Raw genomic sequence first — 24170 nt, forward strand, 5'->3', positions numbered from 1 at the left:
TGGCGCGATCCGGGTCCGGAGTCCGGGCTGCGGACCCGGGGGCGGGTAGGGCTGGGCACGGTGCCTGGTGGTCTGCCGGCGCCGGGTAGGCCCGTCGGCCGCGAGCGCTCGGCGGCAGCCTTGGTCGCGGTTGAACTTAGGCCGTCGCGGAGTGCAACGGGCCCTGTCGCGTACCGAATTTGCGGCTCCCTTACGGGCCCGGCAGGCGGGGCGCCGCGCTGTGCAGCAACGGGGCGGGGGAGGGCCGGGCGGCCCTTACGCGATCTTGACGCCGCTCGCCCGCCGCACCCCCCGGAGGTAGCCTGAATCCACTGCTCCTGCTCGTGGACCCAGCGCAGGGGAGGCCCCATGACGCCCACTGCGAGCCTCCGCCCCAGCAAGGCGGACGCGCCCCGCTACGTCCCCATCGCCGAGCACGGCCTGATCGGCGACATGCGTACCGCCGCCCTCGTCGGTACGAACGGCACCATCGACTGGTACTGCTGCACCCGTTTCGACGCGCCCAGCGTCTTCGCGGCGATCCTGGACGCCGACCGGGGCGGCGCGTTCGAGCTCTCGCCCGATGTGCCGGCCCGGACCAAGCAGTTCTACTTCCCCGACACCAACATCCTGATCACCCGGTTCTTCGCGGACCACGGCGTCGGCGAGGTCCAGGACTTCATGCCGATCGTGGACGACTCGCGCGAGGCGGACCGGCACCGGCTGATCCGGCGGGTGCTGTGCGTGCGCGGCTCGCTGCCGTTCAGCGTACGGGTGGCGCCCCGGTTCGACTACGGTCGGCGACCGCACCGGGTGCGCGTCGAGAGCGGCCTGACCGTGTTCGACTCCGAGGATCTCTCCCTCGCGCTGACGTCCAGCGTCCCGGTCGAGATCAACGGCCCGGACGCCCGCTCCTCGTTCACCCTGGCCGAGGGCGAGGTCGCGGTCTTCGCACTGGACCGGATCGGCAACGGTGTCGAACCGCGGTCCTGTGCGGTGCTGGAGGCCGAGCAGCTGTTCGGCGCCACTGTCCGGTACTGGCGTGCCTGGCTCTCGCACTCCCGCTACCGAGGGCGCTGGCGGGAGATGGTGCACCGCTCCGCGCTCACCCTCAAGCTCCTCACGTACGCGCCGACCGGCGCCATCGTGGCCGCGCCCACGACCAGCCTGCCCGAACAGATCGGCGGCGAGCGCAACTGGGACTACCGCTATGCCTGGGTCCGCGACGCCGCATTCTGCATCTACGCGTTGCTCCGGCTCGGCTTCACCGACGAAGCGGAGTCCTTCGTGCACTTCCTTTCGCACAAGATCTGCCTCAAGGACTGCGCCCAAGGACCGCTCCAGATCATGTACGGCATCGACGGCCGCCGCGAACTCCCCGAGGAAGAACTCCTCCACCTGGAAGGCCACTTGGGATCCGCCCCCGTACGGATCGGCAACAACGCCGTCGACCAGCTCCAGCTCGATATCTACGGTGCCCTCATCGACTCCCTCTACCTCTACGACAAATGGGGGCAACCGCTCTCCAGCGAACACTGGGACACCGTCAGCGAACTGGTCAACTGGGTCTGCGACAACTGGGATCAGCCCGACGAGGGGATCTGGGAGACCCGTGGCAAAATCCAGAACTTCCTGTACTCGCAGCTGATGTGCTGGGTGGCCATCGAACGGGCCATGCGGATCGCCAGGCACCGCGGACTGCCCGCGGACACGCTCCGCTGGGCCCGAGCCCGCGATGCGATCTACCGGCGCATCATGCAGCGCGGATGGTCCGTCGAGCGCAGGGCGTTCGTCCAGCACGAGGGCGACGATGTCCTCGACGCCGCCGTACTGATGATGCCGCTGGCCAAGTTCATCTCCCCGACCGATCCGAAATGGCTCTCCACACTGGACGTGTTGGGCGAGGAGCTGGTGTCCGACTCGCTGGTCTACCGCTACGACCCCAGGAGCAGCCCGGACGGACTGCGCGGCGAAGAGGGCACCTTCTCGATCTGCTCGTTCTGGTACGTCGAGGCGCTGTCCCGCGCCGGCCGCATCGACGAGGCCCGCCTGGCCTTCGAAAAGATGCTCACGTACGCCAACCACCTCGGCCTCTACGCCGAGGAAATCGGCCGCACCGGCGAACAGATCGGCAATTTCCCCCAGGCGTTCACGCACCTGGCACTGATCAGCGCGGCATTCAACCTCGACCGGGCCCTCGGGTGATCACGCGCTGGAGTCATGGGGCACGCCTTCTCAGGCCGCACGGGTCACCGGTCACGGGCGCACGGGAGCGGTTGCCCGCACGACGGGGGCGCGGGACGGGGAATGGGGTACGGGGGGGTGCTGCGTGAGGCGATCGGTTCGGACGGTATCGGCCGAGCGCGCGGCTTCCGTAGTCCCGACACACCGTCCCGGCACACGGTCCTGACGCATGGCCCCGACGCATGGCCTCGATGCACGGCCCATTCTGCGCAGCCCATGACCGCTCAGCCTGCGCAGACCAATCTGCACAGGCCAAACTGGACAGGTGGAACTGTGTAGATTGAACTGGACAGTCTGGACTGAAGGAATTATCGTCGAGGCATGGCAACAAGCCCCGAGGGGATCTCCGAGTCGGCCGTGCGTGCGGCCCGTGATCTGCGCGTGGTGTTCAGCCGCCTGCGCCGCCGACTCAGGGAGATCGCCGACACCCAGGACCTCACCCCCTCCCAGACCTCCGCACTCACCGTGCTCGGCAAGAGTGAGGACTCCTCCGCCAGCGCCCTGGCCGCAGCGGAGGGGGTCCGCCCCCAGTCGATGGCGGCCACCCTCGCGGCGCTCGCCCAGCACGGGCTGATCGAGCGCCACCCGGACCCCGCGGACGGCCGCCGGCAGCTGGTCACGCTGACCGCCGCCGGCCGCGAGCGCGTCGCGGACAACCGGCAGGCTCGCGAGGAGTGGCTGGCCCGCGCCCTCCAGGACCGCTTCACGGAGGGCGAGCGCCGCAGGGTCATCGAGGCGATGACCCTGCTGGAACGCCTCACTCAGCCGTGAGCGGCAGGCTCATACGCCGCGCCCGCGCCCCGCGCCGCCCTTCCGGTGGCTCGCCGCAGGACTTCGACCGCAAGCTGATCAGCCCGATGATCCTGGGGTCGGTGCTGAACCCGGTCAACTCCTCGATGATCGCGGTCGCCCTGGTGCCGATCGGGACCGCCTTCGGGGCACCCCCGTCGCAGACGGCATGGCTGGTCTCCGCGCTCTATCTGGCCACCGCCGTCGGCCAGCCCGTCATGGGGCGACTGGTCGACACGTACGGGCCGCGCCGCCTCTACCTCACCGGTACGGCACTGGTGGGCATCGCCGGACTTCTCGGCGCCCTCGCCCCCTCCCTCGACGCGCTGATCACCGCCCGGGTCCTCCTCGGTCTCGGCACCTCGGCCGCCTATCCCGCCTCCATGTACCTCACCCGCAGCGAGGCCAAGCGCACGGGCCACGACGGCCCCGCAGGAGTGCTGACCGCGCTTGCCGTCGCCACCCAGACCATCGCGGTCATCGGCCCCACCCTCGGTGGAGTGCTGATCGGCGTCGGCGGCTGGCGCACCGTCTTCACCGTCAACGTCCCGCTCGCCCTGGCCTGCCTCTTCCTGGGTGCCCGGCGCCTGCCGAGGTCTCCCGCTCCCGATCCGGCGGACGGTGCCCGGACCGCACGCCTGGGCCGTCGCGTGGACGTCTTGGGAATGGCGCTGTTCGCCGCACTGCTCACCTTCCTCATGCTCTTCCTGATGCGCCCTCAGGCAGCCGACGGCTACCTGCTGGTGCTCGCCGGGGCGGCGGCAACCGCCTTCGTGGCACGCGAACTCCGCGTCGCGGAACCCTTTGTCGACCTGAGACTCCTTGCCTGCAGCGCCCCGCTGCAGGCCACCTTCGCGCGTCAAGTCCTCAGTTACACCGCCTCCTATGCGTTCCTCTACGGCTTCACCCAATGGCTCGAACAAGCCCGCGGCCTGCACGCGTCCCAGGCCGGACTGGTCCTGCTGCCGCTCTCCTTGAGCGCATTGGTCGTCAGCGGCATCACCGGACGCCACCAGGCACTGCGCGCCAAACTCCTCATCGGCAGTACCGTCCAGATCGCCGCCTGCGGCACGCTCCTGCTCGTCCATCCCACCGGCGCGGCCTGGTTGCTCATCGCTGTCAGCACCCTCATGGGCATCCCTCAGGGCCTCATCGGCCTCGCCAACCAGAGCGCCCTCTACCACCAGGCCGACCCCGAACGGATGGGCTCCGCCTCCGGCCTGCTGCGCACCTTCACCTACCTCGGCGCGATGATCGCCTCCGCCGCCAACGCCGCCTTCTTCCCCCGCCGTGCCCAGACCACCGGCCTGCACCACCTCGCCCTCTTCATGCTCGGCGGCGCCGTGCTGCTCCTGATAGCCACCGCCGTGGACAGCTCACTGCGCCGCCCGAACCGCCTGAATCGCCCGGATGCGACCGCGCCGGACGGCACCGAGAGCGCGGACTGCACGGACGGAGCGGTGGATACGCGCGGCCCGGCGGAGGTGGAAGGCGTGGCGGGCACGGACGGAGCCGGTGGTCCGGCCGACGGGAAAGGAAGAGCCGATTAAGGGCCGCGCCGCCAACTCCCTTCCGTGGCAGGCGATTCCCACCAGGGCACCCCCGCCATGGAAGATGCCCGACCACGGGCACACCCCGCCCAGGGGCACTTCTCATCACGTCCCATCACCGCACATCCCCCATCAGGTCACGTTCATCACCTCTCAGAAAGACCCACACATCGCATGTCCCTCACCACTCTTGACGCACGTACCGCACTCGTCCTGATAGACCTGCAACGCGGCATCGTCGGCCTCCCGGCCGTCCCGCACAGCGGTGAAGAAGTCGTCTCCCGCGCGGCCCGACTCGCCGACGCCTTCCGCTCCCACGGCGCTCCGGTCGTCCTCGTACGGGTCACCGCCGCGGCCGACGGAGCGGACCGCGTTCCGGGGCGCACGGAGACCCGGCAGCGGAACGCCACCCCGCCCCCGGGCTGGGACACCATCGTCGACGAACTGTCCGGCCACCCCGAGGACATCCTCGTCACCAAGCGCAACTGGGGTGCCTTCCACGGCACCGACCTCGACCTTCAGCTGCGCCGCCGTGGCATCACCCAGATCGTCCTCGGCGGTGTCGCCACCAGCATCGGAGTGGAATCCACCGCCCGTGCCGCTCACGAGCACGGCTACCACGTCACGCTGGCCACCGACGCCATGAGCGACGTGGATCCCGAGGCTCACCGCAACAGCATCGAGCGCATCTTCCCCCGTCTCGGCGAGAGCGGGACGACTGCGGAGGTCATCGATCTCCTCGCCGCGACCCGCGGCTGACATCCCGCTGACGCGTACTCCGTGAATCCCCTCATGCCGGCTCCCCTCATGCCTGCCGTTCCCGGTCCGGATCGAGTACCGATTCCGGAGAACAGTGCATCATCCGGCGGGGCGCGCCCGCATCGGCCCTCGGGTCGGCATGCCTGCTCAACCCCTGGGGTGAAGGAACGGGGGATTCCCCGGTGGTCCGGCTGCCGGGTGCGCGGCGGGCACCCGGCGCTCCGCGCAGTCCGCGTCGTCGTACGTCGCCGCTATGCGTCCCCTGGCAGCAGGTGCTGGTTGACCTGGCGGAAGTGCCAGGCGCCCTTGGTATGGGTGAAGACCCAGACGAGGTCGAAGCGGTCCGGCCATTTGGCGGGGACGCCGGAGCCGGATGCGCCGAGAGCCTTGACGATACCGGGGATGCGGCTGTGCTCCCAGCAGATCAGTACCGGCTGGGTGGCGGCCACGGCCGCCTTGGCCAGGGCGGCTTCCTGGGACTCGGCATACGTCAGATCCAGCTTGATGCCCATCTTGTGGGCCAGCGGCGTGACCGTCTGCCGCATGCGATGGGCGCCCGCGTTGGGGCCCTGGTCGGTGGCGGCGTAGATCGTCCGCGGGTGCACGATGCCGGCCGGCAGGGGGTGACCTTGCGGCGGGTCGAAGAGCTTGGGCAGCGCGTTGGCCCGGTCCCAGCCGCGCTGGGTGAGGGACTTGTGGTCCTTGTGGCCGTGCTCGTCGATACCGGGGTGCTGGGAGTCCGGCTTCTCGCCATGCCTGATGATCATGATGACGGTGCCGTCGGACGCGGCGATTCCGGCGGCAGGTGCGCCGGAGGGCTCGGTCGCCGTCTTCTTGCCACCTCCCTTGTGGCCGCCGCAGCCGGCGAGCACCACCGGCGCGGCTGCCGCCAGGCCGGCCAGCACCCATCGCCGGCTGACCGCCGGTTGGTCGACGGCGGTCGGTGAGGGTGACGGCACAGGCGCAGATGTCCGGCTCTGCTTCATCTGGAATTCCTCCTCCGTGTAGTGGAAAGACTCGATGTTGCGGCAGTAGAGCACGCCTGTCTGAGAATGCCCGCCCAGTGGTGCCGGGAAGGTGCAGACGGCTTCCGTACGCCTGTTCAGGCGGGCAGGGCGTCGAGCGCCGCGCCACGGGTGCGGTGCGCGTCCGGGTCGCCTTGCTTCGGCGCGTGCGGGACGAACCCGCCGGTGCCGAGGAGCATGGTGACGCCGGTGGCCCGTAGCGTCGCGACGCTGTGGTGCGGTGGCTGTGGGAATTCCGGGCCTTGGTCGGATCGACGCATTCCCCGCCCGAGGCGTCGGGGTGCGGATCGGCTGCAACCGCTGCTTCCACGCGGGCTGTTCGGCCGTGCGCAAGGCCGTCCTCAGCGGCGAACACGGGGCCGCTGCCACACCTTCCGGTCCACCACCCCGGACCCGCGCTGCCGCCGGTGGAGAGGGTGACCGTCTGGGCGGCACCTTCCGCGACTGCGGCGTGCGCGACTTCGACATCGTCCGCTGGGTCACCGGCCGTGAGGCCACCGAAATGTACGCCGCCGGTGGCAGCCACGGGCAGTTCACCGCGGCAGCGATCCGGCTGGCCGACGCCGGCGGGCTGTCAGCGGCCTCCGTACGGCAGTCGGCTGGGGAACCGGGCACCGGACCCGCGTCGCTCTACCGCCAGGTGGTGGGCCGGGACGACCTGGTGGACCTCATGGTGGACGCCGCGACCGGCGAGATCGGCCTCACCGCGGAACCGACCGGGGCCCGGTGGCGGACCCGGTCGCGCCGGCCACCCGTACGCGGCGGGTCCAACTCCGGTACCCCTGGCTACTGGAGGGGCGCCGGAGCCGATGCGGACGGGCCCGCGCGGGCTGGACCACCTCGCATTCGCCCTCCGCGCGCTGGCTCCGGTGCACGGGGTGACCGGCCCCGCCGAGCTGGAGGCGGTCGCCGTACTGACCGCCCTGATCGCCATGCTCGTCCGAACCGAGCCGGAGAGCCACCGCTCGCCCGGCGCCCACCGGACGGCCCAGGCGGCGTATCTCACCGCGGCTGCCCGGCGCAGGACGCCGGCGATCGGTTCGATCGGGTCATCCGCAAGGCACTTGAGGGCCTTTTGGCCCCGCAGCCTGAGAGTGCGGGTGCGTCGGATGCTGCGGGGCACCGCTGACCGCGCCCTGCGGATCGGGGCGACCCGGGGCATCCGGATACCGGCAGTACGGGAGGTCCCGCAGCGGCCGATCCCGCAGGAAGCGGGTGACCAAGTCGGCGTACTCGGCGTCCCGTTCGAGATGGGCCATATGGTCCGCGTCGCGGATCAGGAGGAAGGCCGCGTCGGCGATGGTGGCCGCGACGGCGCGGTTCTCCTCCGGCGAGCTGGTGCAGTCGTGCTCACCGGTGAAGACGAGCGTGCGGACGGTGTCGATGCCGCCCGGCGGGTAGAGATCGACGTCCAGCAGGCGTTCGTGGCAGGCGGCGTGCCGCAGGGCGGCGCTGTAGGAGGTCCGCATGAGCTGCCGCTCCAGCATCCGGGCGACCGCCGGCCCCTGTGCGACCTCGTGCCGGGTGGCGCTGTTGACCAGCATGTCGACGACCTTGCGGGCGTAGTCCTGCCGGGCGGAGTCGTCGGCGGGCGCGCCGGTGCCGGTGCCGGCGTCGGCGCCGATGAGCTCAAGTCCCTGGCGGACGACGGCAGTCAGGCGCGGTCCGACGCGGGGTGTGGCGCCGGCGAGGATCAGGCGCGCCACGCGATCCGGGTGGGCCTGGGCCAGGCGGTAGGCGATGGGGGCGCCGTAGGAGGCGCCGAGCAGATTGACCCGGGGCACGGCGAGCTGGTCGATGGCGTGCAGCGCCGCGTCCGCCAGCACGTCGAAGCCGGCGGTCGAGGCCAGGTCGCCGGCGCTGCCGGTGCCGGGCAGGTCCATCAGCATCAGCGTGGTGTGCTCCGTGAGCCGCCGTTCCAGCCGAGGCCAGGAGTACATGTCCTGGAGCGCGCCGCCGATCAGCACCAGTGGTTCGGTGCCGCACGGGCGCCGGGCCGGGACGATGCGGCAGGCGTACGCCATGTCCCGCAGGGTCAGCGCAAGGAGGCGTTCGTCGGTGTCCACGGGTCAGTCCCGGACGGCGACGGCGGACGCGCGCCGCGCGATGAGGTCGGCGAGTTCGGCGACGGTCGCCGCTTTGGACAGCTCGTCCTCGTCGATGACCAGGCCCATGTTGTCTTCGAGCACCATGGACAGCACCGTGACGGCCATGGAGTCGACACCGGCCTGCGCCAGCGTCGCATCCGGAACGATGGGTTCTGCCGGCAACGCGGCGTGCCCGGTGAGGATCTTCTTCAGCTGGACGAACATGGTCACTTCCCTTACGGAGACGGCGGCGGATCCGTGGGGGAGACGACGGACGGATCCCTGACTGAGGCGCGGGGCGACGGCGCGGCGGTCATAGCTCGGCACAAACCCCCGCGGGCCACACGAGCGTGGTGGCGGCCCAGGCGAGTCCGCTGCCGAAGGCGACCACCAGCACCCGATGGCCGGGCTGCAGCGATCCCCTGGCCGCGGCGTGCGCCAGCAGCAAGGGGATCGAGGCGGCGGCGGTGTTCCCCACCTCGGCGATGTTGGACGGCACCCGCTCCGGAGGAATGCCCAGCGCCGCGGCGACGCCCGCGCTGATCCTGGCGTTGGCCTGATGGACGATCAACCGGTCGACGTCCGCCGGCTCCCATCCCGCGGCCGAGGCCGCCCGGGTGGCGGCGGCGACCATCCGGCGGATGGCATGCCGCAGGACCTCGTTGCCGTGCATCCGTACGGAGAAGTCGGCCTTCGGCGCCGAGTGCCGGCTGTCCCGGTTCCGCGATCCGCCGACCGGGATCACGATGGCGTCGCCGCGCTCGCCGTCGCTGCCCCACACCACCTCCCCCAGGGCACCGGCCTGGCCCGGGCGTCCGGCCTCCAGGACGACGGCGCCGGCACCGTCCCCGAAGATGGGCGCGGTCGACCGGTCCTCGGGGTCGATGATCGCCGACATGGTCTCGGCCCCCACGACGAGCACCCGCCCGGCCGTACCGGAGCGGATCAGCCCGGCCGCCACCGTCGAGGCGTAGACGAACCCCGAGCATCCCGCGGAGATGTCGAAGGCCGCCACGTTGCCGAGCCCCAACCGGGCGGCCACGTCCGGAGCGGTGGCCGGACACGGGTGGTCCGGTGTCGTGGTGGCCAGTACGACAGCGTCGACCGAGGAGATGCCGGCGGACCGCAGGGCGCGGGAGCCGGCCTCACATGCCAGGTCGCCGGTGGCCGTCTTCGGGTCGGCCCGGCGGCGTACCGCGATGCCGATGCGCTCGCGGATCCAGGTGTCGGAGGTGTCCAGATGGGAGCAGAGCTCGTCGTTGGTCACCTCGTGGGGCGGCAGCCAGGCCCCGAGCCCGGTCAGTACCGCGGTGGTGGCTGCCGCTGGGGTCTTCGACCTGTCCTCCGACTGATACATGGGGTAAATGTAATAGATAGGACATAAGGGAGGTGGTGGAGGGGCCGGGGCGCGTGGCATTGGGGTGCCCGGACGGCTCATGAGGGCGTCCCGCCCCGGCCGCCCTCGTCAGGCCGGCTACCCCACGGATGTCCGCGCGTAGTGCGCGGCGATCTCGTCGCTGGTCGTCAGCCACACCCCCGGGTGGCCGGCGATGTGCTCCAGCGCCTGGTCCAAGTACCGGTGCCGGAAAGGCTGGTTGATCACGAAGGGGTGCAGCACGAGCGACATCACCCGGCCGCTGTCCGCCGCATCGTCATACAGCTGCTCCAGCTGGTCCCTGACGATCTGTACGAAGTCCGGCCCGCTGAGACTCCTGCCGACGAACAGGCTGATGTCGTTGACCTCGATGGAGTAAGGGACGCTCAGCATCCCCGGCACGTTCAACCGGTACGGCTGGTCGTCGTTCGACCAGTCCAGCACGTAGTCCAGACCCAGCTCGGCGAGCAGCTCCGGGGTCCGGAAGGTCTCGGTGAGCGCCGGGCCCAGCCAGCCGCGCGGCCGGCGGCCGGTGGTCCGCTCGATCGTGCCGACCACCTCGGACAGATAGGCGCGCTCCTCGTCGGGAGTCATCCCGGCCTGGAAGACCGAGTTGTTCTTCCCGTGGGCGATCCAGGCCCAGTCGCGCTCCCGTCCCGCCCGGATGATCTGCGGATAGCGTTCGCCGACGTCGGAGTTGAGCATCACGCTCGCCCGGATGCGGTGCCGGTCGAGGCTGTCGACGAGCCGCCAGATGCCCACCCGCGGGCCGTAGTCGCGCCAGCCGTAGTTGAGCGGGTCCGGCGCGAGGTCCGCAGTGCCGGGGAAGATGCTCGTCGAGGGGCGGTCGACCTGGTAGTGCTCGACGTTGAGTCCCACGTAGAAGGCGATCCGGGCGCCGCCGGGCCAGTGGATCGGCGCCCGCTCCGTGATCGGGCTGTAGTCGTAGAGCTGGTTGTCCATCAACTCTCACCTCATGTCCGTCGTGCGTTGCTGCTTGCGTGCACTGCATGCTCGAACCTTCACACTGATGTGAGGGTCAAGCCGGTGAGAGGAGAGCCGGGTCACAGCGGACGCCGGCCCGGCGGACGCCGGTCACGGCCGGTAGATGCAGGCCGCCAGCGCCGCGTGCCGCTTCCAGCCGAGCGTCTCGTACAGGGCGCGCCCCTCGTCGGTCGCGCCCAGGACGCCGAGCGTCACACCGTCCGCCACTGCCCGGTCGGCAAGCGTGCGCATCACGAATGCGCCCAGGCCGCGCCGCCGGTGTGCCTCCTCGGTCACCACGCGGTCGACGACGCCGGCCTCCCCGAGGGCGGCCAGCTGGCCCTTGGCGGCGAACCGGCCCGCCGCGTCGAAGACCCGCACGTACGTGACGCCGTCGGCGGTCTCCACCAGCGCCCGATAGCCCTCCGGTGCCCGGGGGTTGCTGGTCCGCAGCCGCACGGCCATCAGGTGGCCCGACTCCGCCGCATCCACCACCCACCCCCGGGGAAGCCAGGGCGCCACCTCCTGCGGTTCCCTGGGCACCTTCAGCCAGGTGTACGGCACGCGCACCGAGGCGGCGGCCCGGCGCACGGCGGGCTCGTCGGCGTCGACCACCACATGGCGCCCCACCTGGTCGGGCCTGCCGACCTCGATGTAGAGCCCCCAAGGGTGCTCGTCGGGCCGCGGCTTCCGGCGCGAGACGGCCCAGCCGACTCCCCAGGCCCTGACGAGTTCCGCGTCCATCGGCATCCTCCCCGAGTAAGTGGCACTTGCCGGGAGTGGACATTACGTGACGGGGTCGGGTGCGGCACCCCATTTATCGAGATGGCCTCCGGAACCCCGTCCGTGGCAGTGGCCGCACCATGCCGGACCTGGCCGTCCAGCCACAGCTCTTGGAGGAAATCGGCAGCCGAGCGCGCCGGTGCCGGGGCGCGCCCCGGGTGCCCCTCCCAGGTCGCCCGCCGGCCGCAGCCGTCGAACAATGGCCGGGTACGGGCAAATCGACTACGGCAGGCAGCTCACCACCGTGGCGCCGCCCGCTGGACAGGTGGCCACCGTGACGACTTCCCCTTTCGGGTCCGGCGACCCGTTCGCCGATCTCTTCAGCCGCTTCTTCGGCATGAGTCCGGCGGCCTCCCCGCCGGCCGTGCAGCGTGTCCCCATCGGCCGGCTGCTCAGCGATTCCTCGCACGAACTGCTGGCCGCCGCCGGGAACCGGGCGGCTCAGGACGGATCCGACCTGGACACCGTGCACCTCCTCTGGGCCGCCACGCAGGTGCCCGCCGCCCGGCAGATCCTGGAGCAGGCGCACGCCGATCCGGACGCGCTCGCCGAGGACCTGGGCAACAGCCTGCCCGTCGGCACCGCCGAAGGGGAACCCGCGCTCACGCCGGCGGCCAAACGCGCCCTGCTCGCCGCCCATGCGCGCTCCCAGGCGGCCGGCGCCTCGTACATCGGCCCCGAGCACATCCTCGCCGCGCTACTGGAAGACCCCCGCTCCGGCCTGGCCCAGACGCTGGGCGCCGAGGGCGCACCGGCTGGGACGCTGGACGGCGGCGGCCGGCAGCATGCGGCGGGCGGCCATGGCGAGACCCCGACCCTGGACGAATACGGGCGGGACCTCACCGACGAGGCGCGCAGCGGGAAACTCGACCCGGTGGTCGGCCGCGCGGCCGAGATCCAGCAGACCGTCGAGGTGCTCTCCCGCCGTACGAAGAACAACCCGGTACTCATCGGCGACCCCGGAGTCGGCAAGACCGCGATCGTCGAAGGGCTGGCGCAGCGGATCGTCGCCGGGGAGGTGCCCAAGGCGCTGTGCGACCGCCGGGTGGTGGGTCTGGACCTCGCCGGGTTGGTCGCCGGGTCCAAGTACCGGGGCGAGTTCGAGGAGCGGCTGAAGAAGGTCATCGACGAGGTCGCCGGGGCCGAGAAGAAGATCGTTCTGTTCATCGACGAACTGCACACGGTCGTCGGCGCGGGCGGGGGCGGCGAAGGTTCCCTGGACGCCGGCAACATCCTCAAGCCCGCCCTCGCGCGCGGCGACCTGAGCGTCGTCGGCGCGACCACCATCGACGAGTACCGCAAGTACGTCGAGAAGGACGCCGCCCTCGAACGCCGCTTCCAACCGGTCATGGTGCCGGAACCCACCGTCGAGGAGACCATCGAGATCCTGCGCGGACTCCGCGACTCCTACGAGGCGCACCACCAGGTGCGCTTCACCGACGAGGCCCTGGACGCCGCGGCGAACCTCTCCGACCGCTACATCAGCGACCGCTTCCTGCCCGACAAGGCCATCGACCTCATGGACCAGGCCGGAGCCCGGGTGGGCCTGCGCGGAGTGCGAGGCCCGAGCGCGGCCGCCGAAGTGGAGGAACGCCTCACCAAACTCCGCAGGGAGAAGGACGAGGCCGTCAGCACCGAGGACTACGAACGCGCCGCCGCACTCAAGGAGCGCATCCGGGAGGCGGAGGAAGAGCTGGCCGGCATCGCCGAGGAGCGGGAGCAGGCCGCCGCCGTCACCGCCGAGGACATCGCCGAGGTGCTCTCCGCGCGCACCGGCATCCCGCTGTCCCAGCTCACCGAGACCGAACGCGACCGGCTGCTGAAGCTCGAAGAGGCCCTGCACGAGCGCGTGGTGGGCCAGGAGGAGGCGGTCACCGCCGTCGCCCAGGCCGTGCGTCGCGGCCGGGCGGGCATGGGCGACCCCGACCGGCCCAGCGGGAGCTTCCTCTTCCTGGGGCCCACCGGTGTCGGCAAGACGGAACTGGCCAAGGCGCTCGCGGAACGGCTCTTCGGCGACCCCGACCGGATGGTCCGCTTCGACATGAGCGAGTTCCAGGAGAGGCACACCGTCTCTCGCCTCATCGGCTCACCTCCGGGCTACATCGGCTATGAGGAGGCCGGACAGCTGACGGAGGCCGTCCGCCGCAAGCCGTACAGCGTCGTGCTCCTCGACGAGGTGGAGAAGGCCCACCCGGACGTCTTCAACCTGCTGCTCCAGGTCCTGGACGACGGGCGGCTCACCGACGCCCAGGGGCGCACCGTCGACTTCCGCAACACCGTGGTCATCATGACGAGCAACATCGCCTCCCAGCGCATCCTCGCCCACAAGGGGGAGGTCGACGAGATCAGGGACGACCTGATGGCCGAACTCCGTGCGCACTTCCGCCCCGAGTTCCTCAACCGCATCGACGAGGTCATCGTCTTCCACGCGCTGACCCGTAAGGACCTGGTGCAGATCGTCGACCTCCTGCTGGAGCGCAGCCGGCGCCGGCTGCACGCCCAGCAGATCCAGCTCCGGGTCACCGACGCGGCCAAGGAGTGGCTGGCCAACCGCGGTTACCAGCCGGAGTTCGGTGCCCGGCCGTTGCGCCGGACCATCCAGAACGAGCTGGACAACCGCCTGTCGAACATGTTGCTGGACGGCTCGCTCAACCCCGGTGACACCGTCGTCGCCGACATCGGCGACCGTCAACTCGAACTGACCCTGGAGGCCCGGCCGGACGGGGAAGGCAGCTCGCGCAAGGCCGCGTCAGGCGAAGCGGGCGCGGCGGCCGTCGGCGGCTCGTAGCACCGTCGCCCGGCCCTCCCGCCGACAGGCTCAAACCCGTTGCGCGGCCCCGGCGTTCAGCATGATCGGCAGGTGCTGCGGCCCGCGGAGGACGGGGCTGTGCCGGTAGGGGGGAGGGTCCTCGGCCAGCCGGGGATCGCCGAGGCGGTCGATCAGTGCGGTCAGCGCAACCTGGGTCTCGATGCGGGCGAGCGGTGCGCCGAAGCAGCTGTGGATGCCGCTGCCGAAGCCGAAGTGCTGGTTGTCCGCACGGGCCGGGTCGAAGTGGTCGGGGTTCTCGAACCGCAGCGGGTCCCGGTTGCCGGAGGCCAGCACCAGCAACAGCGGTGCGCCCTTGGGGATGTGGATGCCGCCGACCTCGATGTCCGTCAGCGGGGTGCGCTGCGGCAGCATTTGGACGGGCGGCTCGAACCGCAGGAGTTCCTCCACCGCCGACGGCATCAGCTCCGGTTCCCGGCGCAGCCGCTCCAGCGCGTCCGGATGGCGCAGCAGGGTGAGCATCCCGTTGGTGATCAGGTTGATGGTGGTCTCGTGGCCGGCGATCATCAGCAGCACCAGCGTCGTCGTCAACTCCGGCCTGGTGAGCCGCCCTTCGGGGCCGTCGTCGTGAACCAGCTCGGAGATCATGTCGTCCGACGGGTGCTCATCGCGCCGGGCGGCCAGCTCCCCCAGGTAGCGGCCCATCGCCGACCGGGCCTCCATGCCCACGCGCCGCCGCCGGGCCGCGTCGCCGGGGGAGCGGTCGAGGGGCTCGATGACGGTGTTCGTCCATGCGCGCAGCTGGGGCATGTCCTCCTGGGGCACGCCCAGCAGCCGGCAGATGACCGTGACCGGCAGCGGGTAGGCGAAGTCGTCGACGAGGTCGACGCGTTCCTTGCCGCGGAACCCGTCGATCAGCTCCCGGGCGATCTCCTCGATGTCGCCGTGCAGCGCGTCGATCCGGCCGGGGGAGTGCGGCGGACCGAACGGACGCATCGTCAGGCGCCGCAACCGGTCGTGCTCGGGGTCGTCCACGCCGATGAAGGCCGGCGGCAGATCGTCCGGGCGGGCCAGTGCCTCGTCCGGTTCGGCGCGGTTGCGGAGGTCCGAGCTGATCCGCGGGTCGTGGAGCAGCGCGGCGATCTCGTGGTAGGTGCCCACCAGGTAGCTGCCGTCGTTCTGCCGCGACACCCCGTTCTCGCGGAGCTCGGCGTAGAGCGGATAGGGGTCGGCGCGGTTCGCGTAGTCGTTGATCCGCTCCAGCAGGGTCTCCGTGGACATGCGCAGGGCTCCTCGTGGGGTCATCGGAAGCGGGCTGCGGCGGGGTCAGTCCCGCCACGCCAGGGTCAGCCGCCGGTCCGGCAGATGACCGGTGAGGACGACGGTCGGACCGTGGGAGAGCGCCCGCGGGTCCGGTACGTCGGAGGGAACCGGTACCAGGGACTCGGGCCGGTCGGCGGCGCCCGGCCCCGGGGGGAACGGCGCCGCGGTCTCGATCAGATGCTGGTAGTGCTCCAGCCACTTGGCGCGGTTGACGGTGACCGCCGCGGTGATCCGTCCGCGGTACCCGTAGACCGCGACCAGCCGCCCCTCGTCCACCGACCCCTGGGCGATGACCACTTGGTCGGAGAAGGTCGGGACGCCGACGGACTTGATGTTGAGGCCGAACTGGCTGGACCAGAAGGCCGGCACCGTCAGATGCGGGCGCCGCCGCGGTCCGGGGCTGACCATGTTGTGGGCCGCCACCTCCGCCTGCGCGACCGCGTTCCCCCAGTGCTCCAGGGACAGCATCTGGTACTCGTAGAGCGGATGCGGGAAGCGGGCCACATCACCGGCCACGAACACGTCGTCGGTGACGATCCCGTACATGGTGAAGGCTCGGCACCCGGCATCACAGGCCACGCCTCGGGGCCCCGCGGCGAGCCCGGTGCCGTCCAGCCACTCGGTGTTGCGGACGGCGCCCAGCGCGACCACTGCGACATCGGCGTCGATCCGGCTGCCGTCGGACAGTTCGGCGCCCGTCAGCCGCCCGTTGGCGCCGGTGAGCGAGGTGACCGTCACCCCGCAGCGCAGATCGACCCCGCGCGCCCGCTGCAACCGCGCCGCGAAGGCGCCCAGCGTCCCGCCGAGCGCCCCGACGAGCGGCGCCGGCCCCCGCTCGGCGACCGTCACCTCCAGACCGCGCTCCCGGCATGCGGACGCGATCTCCGAGCCGGTGAACCCGGCGCCGATCACCAGCACCCGGCGCGGCCCCGCGTCCAGCAACCCGGCCAGCCGGCCCGCGTCATCGCTCGTCCGCAGCGTCAACACCCCGTCCAGCGCGGCCTCTTCGGGCTGCGGCCAGGGCCGAGCCCGGGTGCCGGTGGTGATCAGCAGCCGGTCGAAGGGGAGCCGCTCGCCGTTGCTCAGCAGCACCTCCTTCTCGTTCGGGTCCAGCCCGCTGGCGCGCACCCCGAGCTTCCAGGTCGCGTCCACCTCCCGGCGGCGCGGCAGCCCGACGTCGGCCGCCGGCACCCGCCCCAGCAGCACCTGCTTGGACAGCGGCGGCCGGTCGTACGGCGGATGCGGTTCCTCCCCGACCATGGTCAGCGAACCGGCGAAGCCCTCGGCACGCAGCGTCTCGGCGGCCCGCAGCCCGGCCAGCGAGGCGCCGACGATGACGATCCGCCCGTTCAGGAGGTCACCGGACATCGGCGTCCACCGGCGTCTCGGCGCCCGCCTGCTCGCCCACGAGAATGGCCTGGACCGGGCAGGCCGCCGCCGCCAGGCGGACCCGGTTCCGCTGGCCTTCAGGAGGTGCCGGCATGTACATCAGCGCCTCCTCGCCGTGCAGCTCGAACACCTCCGGCGCGAGGAAGACGCACTGCGCATAGCCCTGGCATCGATTGAGGTCGACCACGATCTGCATCCCGCACCCATCCTCCGCGCGTTCCGTCGACTCCGTCCTACTAGCCATCGGCGGACGGCGCGGGCGGTGGTGGGCCGGAGGGGTGTGCACGCGGAGTGACGGGCGCGGCCCGGGCGGCGGGCCCCCGGACGGCCAGGGTCCTTCCGACCCTGACCTGTCGGACAGGCCCCAGGCCCCGACCCGTCGGACAGGCCCTAGGAGCGCGGCTGCCCGCGTAGCAGCTCCTCCAGCAGCTTCTCGTCCTCGGCCCGCAGCCCGGAGACGAACCGGGCCAGCACCGCCGCCCGGTCGTCGACCTGTTCCATCAGATCGCGCATGCCGGCCGCGGCATGGCCCGCCTCATCGCGCACCGGCGCATACACGTAGCCGCGCCCGGAGCGGTCGCGGGTCACCAGCCCCTTGTCGTGGAGCCGGGAGAGGATCGTCAGCACGGTGGTGTAGGCAGGCTCCCCGGAGACCTGCTCGCGCACCGTCCCGGCGCCCGCCGGCTCGCCGAGCGCCCACAGCGCCGCCAGTACCTCGCTCTCCAGCTCGCCCCGCGCGCGACGGCTCCCCGCCGGGTCCCCTTGCCCGCTCACGCTCCGCAGCCCTCCACCTTCGGTTCGCCGATGTCGCGGCGCCGCCGCACACCGCGCCGGACGCCCCAAACTACTACGGCGCGTAGCAGCGGACCTGGTGGTCCCGCAGCGGACCGACCTCCAGACCGCGCTCGCGGCAGGTGTCCAGCAGGCGGGGGAGCGCGCCCAGGGTGTTGCGCCAGGACCCGGTGGCGGAGGTGGCGTCGCTGTCGTGCAGCAGGATCGTGCCCCCGCTGCCGAGGTCCCGTACGACGGTGTCGTGGACGCTGCGCGGTGTCGCCCGCGCCCGCCAGTCCTCGCCCCAGGCGGTCCACAGCACCGGGCGCAGACCGAGTCGCCGGCAGGCCAGATACGTACCGCTCGTCATCACCCCGTACGGGGGCCGGAACAGCCGGGGCCGGCTGCCGGTGATGTCGGCCACCGCGTCATGGGCGCGCGCGAGATCGTCGTACGTGGAGCCCGGCCCCCGCAGGAGCAGCATCCGGTGGGACCAGCCGTGCACGGCGATCTCATGCCCGGCGGCGGCCATCTCCTGGACCAGTCCCGGTGAGCGGACGGCCATCGAGCCGGTCAGGAAGAAGGTCGCCCGGATGTCCCGGACGTCCAGCAGCCGCAGGAAGTGCGGGGTGGACAGCCGGTCCGGGCCGTCGTCGAAGGTCAGCGCCACGTGCCCGGGCCGGCCCTGCCCCGACAGCCGGGGCATCAACCGCTTCCGCAGCGGTCCGAAGGTGGAGATCACCGGGGCGCCGTGCAGCGCGGCGAGCACGGGCACCGCGGCCCCGGCGCGCAGCAGGGTGCGGGCGGCCGTCATATCCGGTCCTCCTCCAGGAAGTGGGTCAGTGCGGCGAAGCGGGTGGGGGAGTCGCGGTACGCCTCGGCGAGCGGGGCGCCGATGCCCAGGGTGATGGTGGCGACCGCCGCCGCCATGGCCGCGACACTGCGCCGGCCGAGCCGCAGACCCCTGCGCCGTACCGGCACACGCCCCCGTACGCGCCCGGTGGCGGCCCGGTCCGCGACCTCGGCGATCACCTGCACCGGGCCGCGCGCGGACCCGAACAGCGCCAGTCCCCGCTCCCGCTGCCGACGCCCGAGTCGGCCGTCCAGCAGTTCGGTCAGCACCGGCTCCAGCCGGTCCGCGTCCTTGATCCACACCGCCAGTCCGGCCGCGTCCAGCGCCGACGCGTTGGTCTGGCCGTGGCCGGGGATGCAGCGATAGCTCGCGACCGGCAGCCCGGCGGCGAACGCCTCCAGCGAGCTGAGCCCGCCCGCGTTCTGCACGAGGACGTCCGCGGCGGACATCAGCCCCGGCATGTCCGCCACCCAGCCGAACACATGGGCAACGCCGGCCGCGCGCAGCCGGTCGGCCAGCGCCTCGTTGTGCCCGCACACCACCACCGGCACCGCCGCACCGCTCGCGGCGATCTCGCCGACCACCTGCTCCACCGGGCCCACGCCCCACGACCCCGCGACCAGCAGCGCCAGCGGCACCTCCGCGGGCAGCCCGAAGCGCGCGCGAGCTGCCCGCCTGCCCTCCTCGGTGGCCGGGGTGAAGCGGCGGGCGGCCACCGGTCCGCCGACCGTCACGCCCGCGGCACCGAGGGCCCGGGCCTGCCCGGCCGGGATCGGGTGGACGGCGAGGTGGGCGTCGACGCCCCGCGCCACCCACAGCGCATGGACCGAGAAGTCGGTGAGATACGTGACGACGGGCACGGACAACCGGCCGCGCAGCCGCAGCGCGCCCAGCACCTGGCTGGCGCCCGGATAGGTGGAGACCACCGCGCAGGTGTCGGCGGCGACCGCGCGCAGGGTGCGCCGCTCGGCGCTGCGCAGGAGTGCCCGGATCGCGCCGCCCGGGCGCTTGTTGTGCTCGGTGGCCGCGTAGAGGCGCTGGTAGCCGGACGGGGCGCAGGCCAGCAGTCGGCGGTAGGAGCCGGACAGCAGCCTGCCCAGGCGGGCCGGGAGCAGATCGAGGAAGTCGACCCGGTCGACGCGGAACCCGTCCGCCTCGAGCCGCCGGGACAGCTCGTCGGCGGCGCCGTCGTGACCGGCGCCCACGCTCGCCGAGATGATCAGGACGCGCCGGGCGGCACGGCGCCGGTCGCGCTCCCAGGCACCAGCGCACTCGCCCGCAGAGTGGTCACGGTAGGGCACAGCGGCTCAGCTCCTTGAGGGCAGGGCGGGACACGCTCGTCGCGTCGGCCTCGCCCGCCAGAAGCTACTACATGATGTAGAACTTGGGGAGCGGCAGGTGGAACGCGCCGCTCCGTCCCCTTACAGCATGAGCGCTTGCCTCAGCGAGTGCAGGAAATCGGTGGTGGCATCCGCGGCCCCGATGGCCGGGAGCAGCGCCGAGGCGAGCACCGCTACGGCCAGCAGCCGGGCCTGCGGCAGCGGCTCGGCCTGGAGCGCCGCGATGCGCTGGGTGACCGCCAACTGGGAGAGGTGGAACGACCCGTACGGCGCGGGAGCACGGTGCGCGAGCAGCGCCGCCCGGGCCACCGCGCGCGCCGTGCTCGCGCGCCCCGCGCCCTCCGCGGCCGCCTCCTCGTCCGCCCACCGCTCCAACAGGAACGCGACCGTCTCGCGCAGCGGCACCAGCAGCGGATTGACCGCCGCGGCGAGGTCCGCCACCACCTGGAACCGTGCGTGCCGGTACCGGAGATGGGCCCGCTCGTGTGCGAGCAGCACCCGCCGCTCCGTCGCGTCCAGCCCCGCCAGCATCGCCGACGTCACCACGATCCGGCCGGGCGCACCCGTCGTACCGGGCAGTGCGAACGCCTGCGGCACCGCGGACGCCACCACGATCAGTTCGCCGTCCGTGGCATGCCCCGCCCGCAGCCTCCGCAGCATCCGCCCCGTGGCACGGTGCCTGCGGACGACGCCCGCGACCCGCCAGGCGCCGACCGCGATCGCCGCCAGCGCCAGCACCGCGATGACCGCCGGCACCGGATCGGGGATGTGCAGCCGGCGCTCCTGGGCCTCGGCCACCACCGGCGGGGCGTCGTCCAGCAGCGTGCCGCCCAGCAGGAGCAGCGCCCACGCCGAGGTCACCGCCGTCACGCCCACGGTGACGACCAGCGCCCGCGCCGCGTACGCGGGGGCGAGCAGCCGGCTCACCGCCGGGCCGGCCACCATCAGCAGCGCGGCGAGCACCAGCGGGACATAGACGTCGACCCTCATGCGTCCGAGCCTTCGCCGAGCAGATCCCGCAGCGCCCGCTCCTCGTCCGGGCCGAGCCCGGTGACGAAGTGCTGCAGTGCGGCGACGCGGTCGGGGCCGCGGTCCAGGGCCTGGTGCATCACCTCGGCCGTCAGCTGCGCCGCGTCCTTGGCGGGGCGGTACGCGCCGCGCCGCCCGTCGGCATCGCGGACGACCAGCCCCTTGTCGTAGAGCCGCTTGAGGATGGTGTGCACCGTGTTGTAGGCCAGCCCGCCGATCGTCGCATGGATCTCGGTGGGGGTCAGCGCCCGCTCGGTCGCCCACAGCGAGGCGAGGACCTCGCTCTCCAGCTCACCGGGGCTGCGGCGCCTGCCGTCACCGCGGAACCCGCCGTGGCGCAGGTGGCCGTCAGGGGGGTCGTGGGGGGAGTTGCTGCCACTCATGGCGCTCACCTTACGGCGTGTAGGGTCGGCGGACGGTGGGCGCGGTGCGACGCCGGTTCCCCTCCGTGTCTCGTTCGCCGACGCGGGTGCTGCGAAGTCGGCGCATCGACCCCCGCGCTCTCGGTCAAACTCCTTGAAAACGCGATGAGTTCTCGTGACGTGGATCACCCGTCCCGTGGAATCCCTCGTTCGTCCCCGCGTATATCCGTGGCTCATCTCCCGTTCATCCCTCGCGTATGGCGCGTGAAGTCACCGCAGCTCCAGGGCTCTTGGGCCGTCCGCTGCCGGCTCGTGGTCCGGATGGCGCAGCATAGAATTCCGAGAGTGCGGGAAGGTTGCGGTGGACGGAAGTGCAAGTAAAGTTCCGACGGCGTGCGACGGGACGGAAGTCGGGTCACTCGTATCCGTATTGACCGGAATTGACCCGCGCTATCCCCCATCGGGTGAAAGGTGATTTACGGGACACCTTGCACTGGCCATGCATCAAAGCTTTGCGATCATTTCAATCAAACTTGCCTTCCCTGTTTCATGAATGAGATGGGATGGGCCTAGTCGACGCACCTACCAACTGTGAGGAACCGCGGGATGCCCTTCGCTGTGCCTGGATCTTTGGCCCCACCAGAGAAGGGACAGCGACAACCAAGACTCTATGTCCTTGACGGACTGCGCCTTGTGGCGGCACTCATGGTCCTGGGTTATCACTACATCACCCTGCGTGATGGTTGGGGTAATGATCCGCATGCGTTCTCGCCGACTCTGTACCACGCCGCGGAGTTCGGGTGGCTGGGTGTGGAAGTCTTCTTCCTCATCAGCGGATTCGTCATCTGCATGAGCGCCTGGGGCCGTTCCCTCGGCGACTTCGTGAAATCCCGGGTCTCCCGCCTCTACCCCGCCTATTGGGTCGGAGTTCTGCTGACCGCGGCCGTCCTCATGATCTGGCCGCACGTCCGCCGCGCGGACAACCTGGAAACGGTCCTGACGAACCTCAGCATGCTCCAGCAGGGCGTGGGAGTTTCCGACATCGACGACGTCTACTGGTCGCTCTTCCTTGAGCTGAAGTTCTACCTGCTCTTCGCGATCGTCGTATACCGCGGTGTCACCTACCGCCGGTGTGTGCTGTTCTGCGGCCTGTGGACGGTCGCCGGAGTCGTCGCCCTCAAGGCCAACAGCAACTTCCTCTCCGTCTGGGCCATCGCCCCGTACTCGCCGTACTTCATCTCCGGCATCGCCTTCTATCTGATGTACCGCTACAAGCCCACCCTGCTGCTGTGGGCCATCGTCGCGGTCGAATTCCTGCTGGCCCAGCACTATGTACGCGGCCGGCTCATCATGAACGTCGGCGCCAAGGCGAGCATGGCGCACGGCTGGCCGGCGCGCCTCGGCGTGATACTGGCCTTCGCCATCATGGCCGCCATCGCCCTCGGGGTATTCGACAAGGTGCAGTGGCGCTGGCTCGTGACCGCCGGTTCGCTGACCTATCCGCTGTACCTGCTGCACATGTACATCGGCTTCACCCTCATCGACATCCTGCGCAACCACGTCCCCGCCCCCGTGCTGCTGCTCGGCCTTATCGCCTTCATGCTGCTGCTCTCCTGGGGGGTTCACCGACTGGTGGAACGTCCCCTCGGCAGGTGGCTGCGCAACGGCATCCAAAAGGGCCTGCAGGAAATGCGCCGCAACTCCAAGAGCCAAGACGCGTCCGAATGCGCGTCCCCCACGAGCCGTGCCACCGGCAACCACCTCGCCGACGGCGGCACACGTGCCTCCGAGGACCGTCGTGTGGGCTCGCAACGGCCCGCGCGCTGACGCCCGCGTCAGCTGATCCGTGACGGCGCCGGGCCCGTAGGGAATTCGCTCCCCACGGGCCCGGCGCCGCCGTTATGGCGCACACCACCGGCTCGGCGGGCGCAACCGCAGCACGCACCCTCAACTGCCGAGCTCCACACGCCCCGAACCGTCGATGAGGCAAAGCCCGGCAACACGGCTTCGGTGAGGCGGGAGACCATCTCCACATGGTTCCACCGTGGTGAGGTCCTGTCCGGAGGAACGGAACACCAAGGAATTCCGGACAACCCGCAGGGATTTCTCGGAGCGCTCCCCGGTGGACCGCTCGCCGACCGGCAGGCCGCGCCGGGCAGATGCCGGCGACGGGCGATCGGTGCGGGCAGGGTGTCGGCCGTCCCCTCGCGGCTCGACAAGCGTGCCCGCGATGCACCAGGCGACCGCGCACGGTGCGATCAGCGGCGTCAGCGCCGTCCGCAGCGAGGTGGCGTCGGCCAGGGCGCCGATGGCGGGGGAGGCCAGTCCCCCCACTGACGGGGGAGCGGGGGCGGCGGGGCAGCCGCGGAACAGGCGGCGGGCGGCGGCCCGGGCGAGCCGTTGTCGCCGTACGACGGTCGCTGATTGCGGGCGGCGTGCGGTGCGGGCACCCTTGCGTCATGTCGTACGTAAGACTCGAAGCCTGGGTCGGCGGAGAGTGGCTGGAAGTGAGCGCCGTGAGCGTCACCGTGGAGGAGTCCGCGCTGACCCTCTCCTTCGAGCACCAGCGGACCGAGTCCGGGTACTGGGGCCTCATCTGGGAGCCGCTGGAAGCCTTCCTCAGGGAGTACCGCGACGAGCCGGTCGTCGTGGTGCCGCTGGGCCGCAATCTGCCGGTGATGTTCGCTCCGGGGTCCGCGGGGCCCTTCCGGCTGGCGGAGGTGCCGGAGGACTGAGCCGGACGACCGAAGCGGGGGCTCGC

Annotated in this window: 22 protein-coding genes; 7 read left to right on the forward strand and 15 right to left on the reverse strand. The window is 71.5% G+C overall.

Annotation, left to right across the window (positions count from 1 at the left end; genetic code table 11):
• Window positions 1-348 precede the first annotated feature (348 nt).
• From GR130_RS18545 to GR130_RS18560, 4 genes are all read left to right on the forward strand, one after another.
• The gene (locus GR130_RS18545) at window positions 349-2184 is read left to right on the forward strand and encodes a glycoside hydrolase family 15 protein (RefSeq protein ID WP_159505763.1); all 1836 of its coding nucleotides are present in this window, start codon (window positions 349-351) and stop codon (window positions 2182-2184) included.
• Window positions 2185-2544: 360 nt separating this feature from the next.
• Window positions 2545-2994: a MarR family winged helix-turn-helix transcriptional regulator gene (locus GR130_RS18550; RefSeq protein ID WP_159505764.1), complete on the forward strand. Its 450-nt coding sequence runs from the start codon at window positions 2545-2547 to the stop codon at window positions 2992-2994.
• A complete protein-coding gene (locus tag GR130_RS18555) occupies window positions 2991-4562 on the forward strand; it encodes an MFS transporter (RefSeq protein WP_443043623.1) in 1572 nt (523 codons plus the stop codon). The genes GR130_RS18550 and GR130_RS18555 overlap by 4 nt, the downstream gene beginning before the upstream one ends.
• Before the next feature lie 174 nt (window positions 4563-4736).
• The gene (locus GR130_RS18560) at window positions 4737-5321 is read left to right on the forward strand and encodes a hydrolase (RefSeq protein WP_159505765.1); all 585 of its coding nucleotides are present in this window, start codon (window positions 4737-4739) and stop codon (window positions 5319-5321) included.
• Between the two features lie 251 nt (window positions 5322-5572).
• On the opposite strand, the gene GR130_RS18565 is transcribed toward GR130_RS18560, so the two are convergent.
• From GR130_RS18565 to GR130_RS18595, 7 genes are all read right to left on the reverse strand, one after another.
• Window positions 5573-6307: a hypothetical protein gene (locus GR130_RS18565; protein WP_159505766.1), complete on the reverse strand. Its 735-nt coding sequence runs from the start codon at window positions 6305-6307 to the stop codon at window positions 5573-5575.
• A 116-nt stretch (window positions 6308-6423) separates the two neighbouring features.
• Window positions 6424-6606, reverse strand: coding sequence for a hypothetical protein (locus GR130_RS18570; protein ID WP_159505767.1), 183 nt, complete (start codon window positions 6604-6606; stop codon window positions 6424-6426).
• 789 nt (window positions 6607-7395) lie between these two features.
• Window positions 7396-8412 carry an alpha/beta fold hydrolase gene (locus tag GR130_RS18575; protein ID WP_159505768.1) on the reverse strand — a complete coding sequence of 339 codons (1017 nt, stop codon included), beginning with the start codon at window positions 8410-8412 and terminating at the stop codon, window positions 7396-7398.
• Window positions 8413-8415: 3 nt separating this feature from the next.
• Window positions 8416-8658: an acyl carrier protein gene (locus GR130_RS18580; RefSeq protein ID WP_159505769.1), complete on the reverse strand. Its 243-nt coding sequence runs from the start codon at window positions 8656-8658 to the stop codon at window positions 8416-8418.
• 88 nt (window positions 8659-8746) lie between these two features.
• On the reverse strand, window positions 8747-9790 hold the full coding sequence (locus GR130_RS18585; protein WP_159505770.1) for a beta-ketoacyl-ACP synthase III: 1044 nt from the start codon (window positions 9788-9790) through the stop codon (window positions 8747-8749).
• A gap of 117 nt (window positions 9791-9907) precedes the next feature.
• Window positions 9908-10771: a polysaccharide deacetylase family protein gene (locus GR130_RS18590; protein WP_159505771.1), complete on the reverse strand. Its 864-nt coding sequence runs from the start codon at window positions 10769-10771 to the stop codon at window positions 9908-9910.
• A gap of 132 nt (window positions 10772-10903) precedes the next feature.
• Window positions 10904-11536: a GNAT family N-acetyltransferase gene (locus GR130_RS18595; RefSeq protein WP_159505772.1), complete on the reverse strand. Its 633-nt coding sequence runs from the start codon at window positions 11534-11536 to the stop codon at window positions 10904-10906.
• A 313-nt stretch (window positions 11537-11849) separates the two neighbouring features.
• Between GR130_RS18595 and GR130_RS18600 the strand changes: the two genes are divergently transcribed.
• The gene (locus GR130_RS18600; protein ID WP_328707561.1) at window positions 11850-14363 is read left to right on the forward strand and encodes an ATP-dependent Clp protease ATP-binding subunit; all 2514 of its coding nucleotides are present in this window, start codon (window positions 11850-11852) and stop codon (window positions 14361-14363) included.
• Between the two features lie 30 nt (window positions 14364-14393).
• Here the strand turns inward: GR130_RS18600 and GR130_RS18605 are convergent, their stop codons facing one another.
• The 8 genes from GR130_RS18605 to GR130_RS18640 form a co-directional block, all read right to left on the reverse strand.
• Window positions 14394-15623, reverse strand: a complete 1230-nt coding sequence (locus GR130_RS18605) for a cytochrome P450 (protein ID WP_159505774.1) — start codon at window positions 15621-15623, stop codon at window positions 14394-14396.
• A gap of 45 nt (window positions 15624-15668) precedes the next feature.
• A complete protein-coding gene (locus GR130_RS18610; RefSeq protein ID WP_159505775.1) occupies window positions 15669-17033 on the reverse strand; it encodes an NAD(P)/FAD-dependent oxidoreductase in 1365 nt (454 codons plus the stop codon).
• Window positions 17023-17250, reverse strand: a complete 228-nt coding sequence (locus tag GR130_RS18615) for a ferredoxin (protein ID WP_159505776.1) — start codon at window positions 17248-17250, stop codon at window positions 17023-17025. Before GR130_RS18615 ends, GR130_RS18610 begins: the two co-directional genes overlap by 11 nt.
• 194 nt (window positions 17251-17444) lie before the next feature.
• Window positions 17445-17828 carry a BlaI/MecI/CopY family transcriptional regulator gene (locus GR130_RS18620; protein ID WP_236573171.1) on the reverse strand — a complete coding sequence of 128 codons (384 nt, stop codon included), beginning with the start codon at window positions 17826-17828 and terminating at the stop codon, window positions 17445-17447.
• Between the two features lie 73 nt (window positions 17829-17901).
• Window positions 17902-18639: a polysaccharide deacetylase family protein gene (locus tag GR130_RS18625; RefSeq protein WP_159505777.1), complete on the reverse strand. Its 738-nt coding sequence runs from the start codon at window positions 18637-18639 to the stop codon at window positions 17902-17904.
• Window positions 18636-19979: a glycosyltransferase gene (locus GR130_RS18630; protein ID WP_159505778.1), complete on the reverse strand. Its 1344-nt coding sequence runs from the start codon at window positions 19977-19979 to the stop codon at window positions 18636-18638. The genes GR130_RS18625 and GR130_RS18630 overlap by 4 nt, the downstream gene beginning before the upstream one ends.
• Window positions 19980-20099: 120 nt before the next feature.
• The gene (locus GR130_RS18635) at window positions 20100-21008 is read right to left on the reverse strand and encodes a M48 family metalloprotease (protein WP_159505779.1); all 909 of its coding nucleotides are present in this window, start codon (window positions 21006-21008) and stop codon (window positions 20100-20102) included.
• On the reverse strand, window positions 21005-21430 hold the full coding sequence (locus tag GR130_RS18640) for a BlaI/MecI/CopY family transcriptional regulator (protein ID WP_159505780.1): 426 nt from the start codon (window positions 21428-21430) through the stop codon (window positions 21005-21007). The genes GR130_RS18635 and GR130_RS18640 overlap by 4 nt, the downstream gene beginning before the upstream one ends.
• Window positions 21431-22114: 684 nt before the next feature.
• Between GR130_RS18640 and GR130_RS18645 the strand changes: the two genes are divergently transcribed.
• Window positions 22115-23236, forward strand: coding sequence for an acyltransferase family protein (locus GR130_RS18645; protein WP_236573172.1), 1122 nt, complete (start codon window positions 22115-22117; stop codon window positions 23234-23236).
• 632 nt (window positions 23237-23868) lie between these two features.
• Entirely contained in the window at window positions 23869-24144 is a 276-nt protein-coding gene (locus GR130_RS18650; protein ID WP_159505781.1) for a hypothetical protein, read from the forward strand.
• Window positions 24145-24170: the final 26 nt, after the last annotated feature.

The organism is Streptomyces sp. GS7 (assembly GCF_009834125.1).
Taxonomy (GTDB): domain Bacteria; phylum Actinomycetota; class Actinomycetes; order Streptomycetales; family Streptomycetaceae; genus Streptomyces.

Bases quoted from the DNA above. Each gene is read 5' to 3' on its own strand.
- GR130_RS18545 (WP_159505763.1), top strand. From the start codon at position 349: ATGACGCCCACTGCGAGCCTCCGCCCCAGCAAGGCGGACGCGCCCCGC.
- GR130_RS18550 (WP_159505764.1), top strand. From the start codon at position 2,545: ATGGCAACAAGCCCCGAGGGGATCTCCGAGTCGGCCGTGCGTGCGGCC.
- GR130_RS18560 (WP_159505765.1), top strand. From the start codon at position 4,737: ATGTCCCTCACCACTCTTGACGCACGTACCGCACTCGTCCTGATAGAC.
- GR130_RS18565 (WP_159505766.1), bottom strand. From the start codon at position 6,307: ATGAAGCAGAGCCGGACATCTGCGCCTGTGCCGTCACCCTCACCGACC.
- GR130_RS18570 (WP_159505767.1), bottom strand. From the start codon at position 6,606: ATGCGTCGATCCGACCAAGGCCCGGAATTCCCACAGCCACCGCACCAC.
- GR130_RS18580 (WP_159505769.1), bottom strand. From the start codon at position 8,658: ATGTTCGTCCAGCTGAAGAAGATCCTCACCGGGCACGCCGCGTTGCCG.
- GR130_RS18585 (WP_159505770.1), bottom strand. From the start codon at position 9,790: ATGTATCAGTCGGAGGACAGGTCGAAGACCCCAGCGGCAGCCACCACC.
- GR130_RS18590 (WP_159505771.1), bottom strand. From the start codon at position 10,771: ATGGACAACCAGCTCTACGACTACAGCCCGATCACGGAGCGGGCGCCG.
- GR130_RS18595 (WP_159505772.1), bottom strand. From the start codon at position 11,536: ATGGACGCGGAACTCGTCAGGGCCTGGGGAGTCGGCTGGGCCGTCTCG.
- GR130_RS18605 (WP_159505774.1), bottom strand. From the start codon at position 15,623: ATGTCCACGGAGACCCTGCTGGAGCGGATCAACGACTACGCGAACCGC.
- GR130_RS18610 (WP_159505775.1), bottom strand. From the start codon at position 17,033: ATGTCCGGTGACCTCCTGAACGGGCGGATCGTCATCGTCGGCGCCTCG.
- GR130_RS18615 (WP_159505776.1), bottom strand. From the start codon at position 17,250: ATGCAGATCGTGGTCGACCTCAATCGATGCCAGGGCTATGCGCAGTGC.
- GR130_RS18625 (WP_159505777.1), bottom strand. From the start codon at position 18,639: ATGACGGCCGCCCGCACCCTGCTGCGCGCCGGGGCCGCGGTGCCCGTG.
- GR130_RS18635 (WP_159505779.1), bottom strand. From the start codon at position 21,008: ATGAGGGTCGACGTCTATGTCCCGCTGGTGCTCGCCGCGCTGCTGATG.
- GR130_RS18640 (WP_159505780.1), bottom strand. From the start codon at position 21,430: ATGAGTGGCAGCAACTCCCCCCACGACCCCCCTGACGGCCACCTGCGC.
- GR130_RS18645 (WP_236573172.1), top strand. From the start codon at position 22,115: ATGGTCCTGGGTTATCACTACATCACCCTGCGTGATGGTTGGGGTAAT.
- GR130_RS18650 (WP_159505781.1), top strand. From the start codon at position 23,869: ATGTCGTACGTAAGACTCGAAGCCTGGGTCGGCGGAGAGTGGCTGGAA.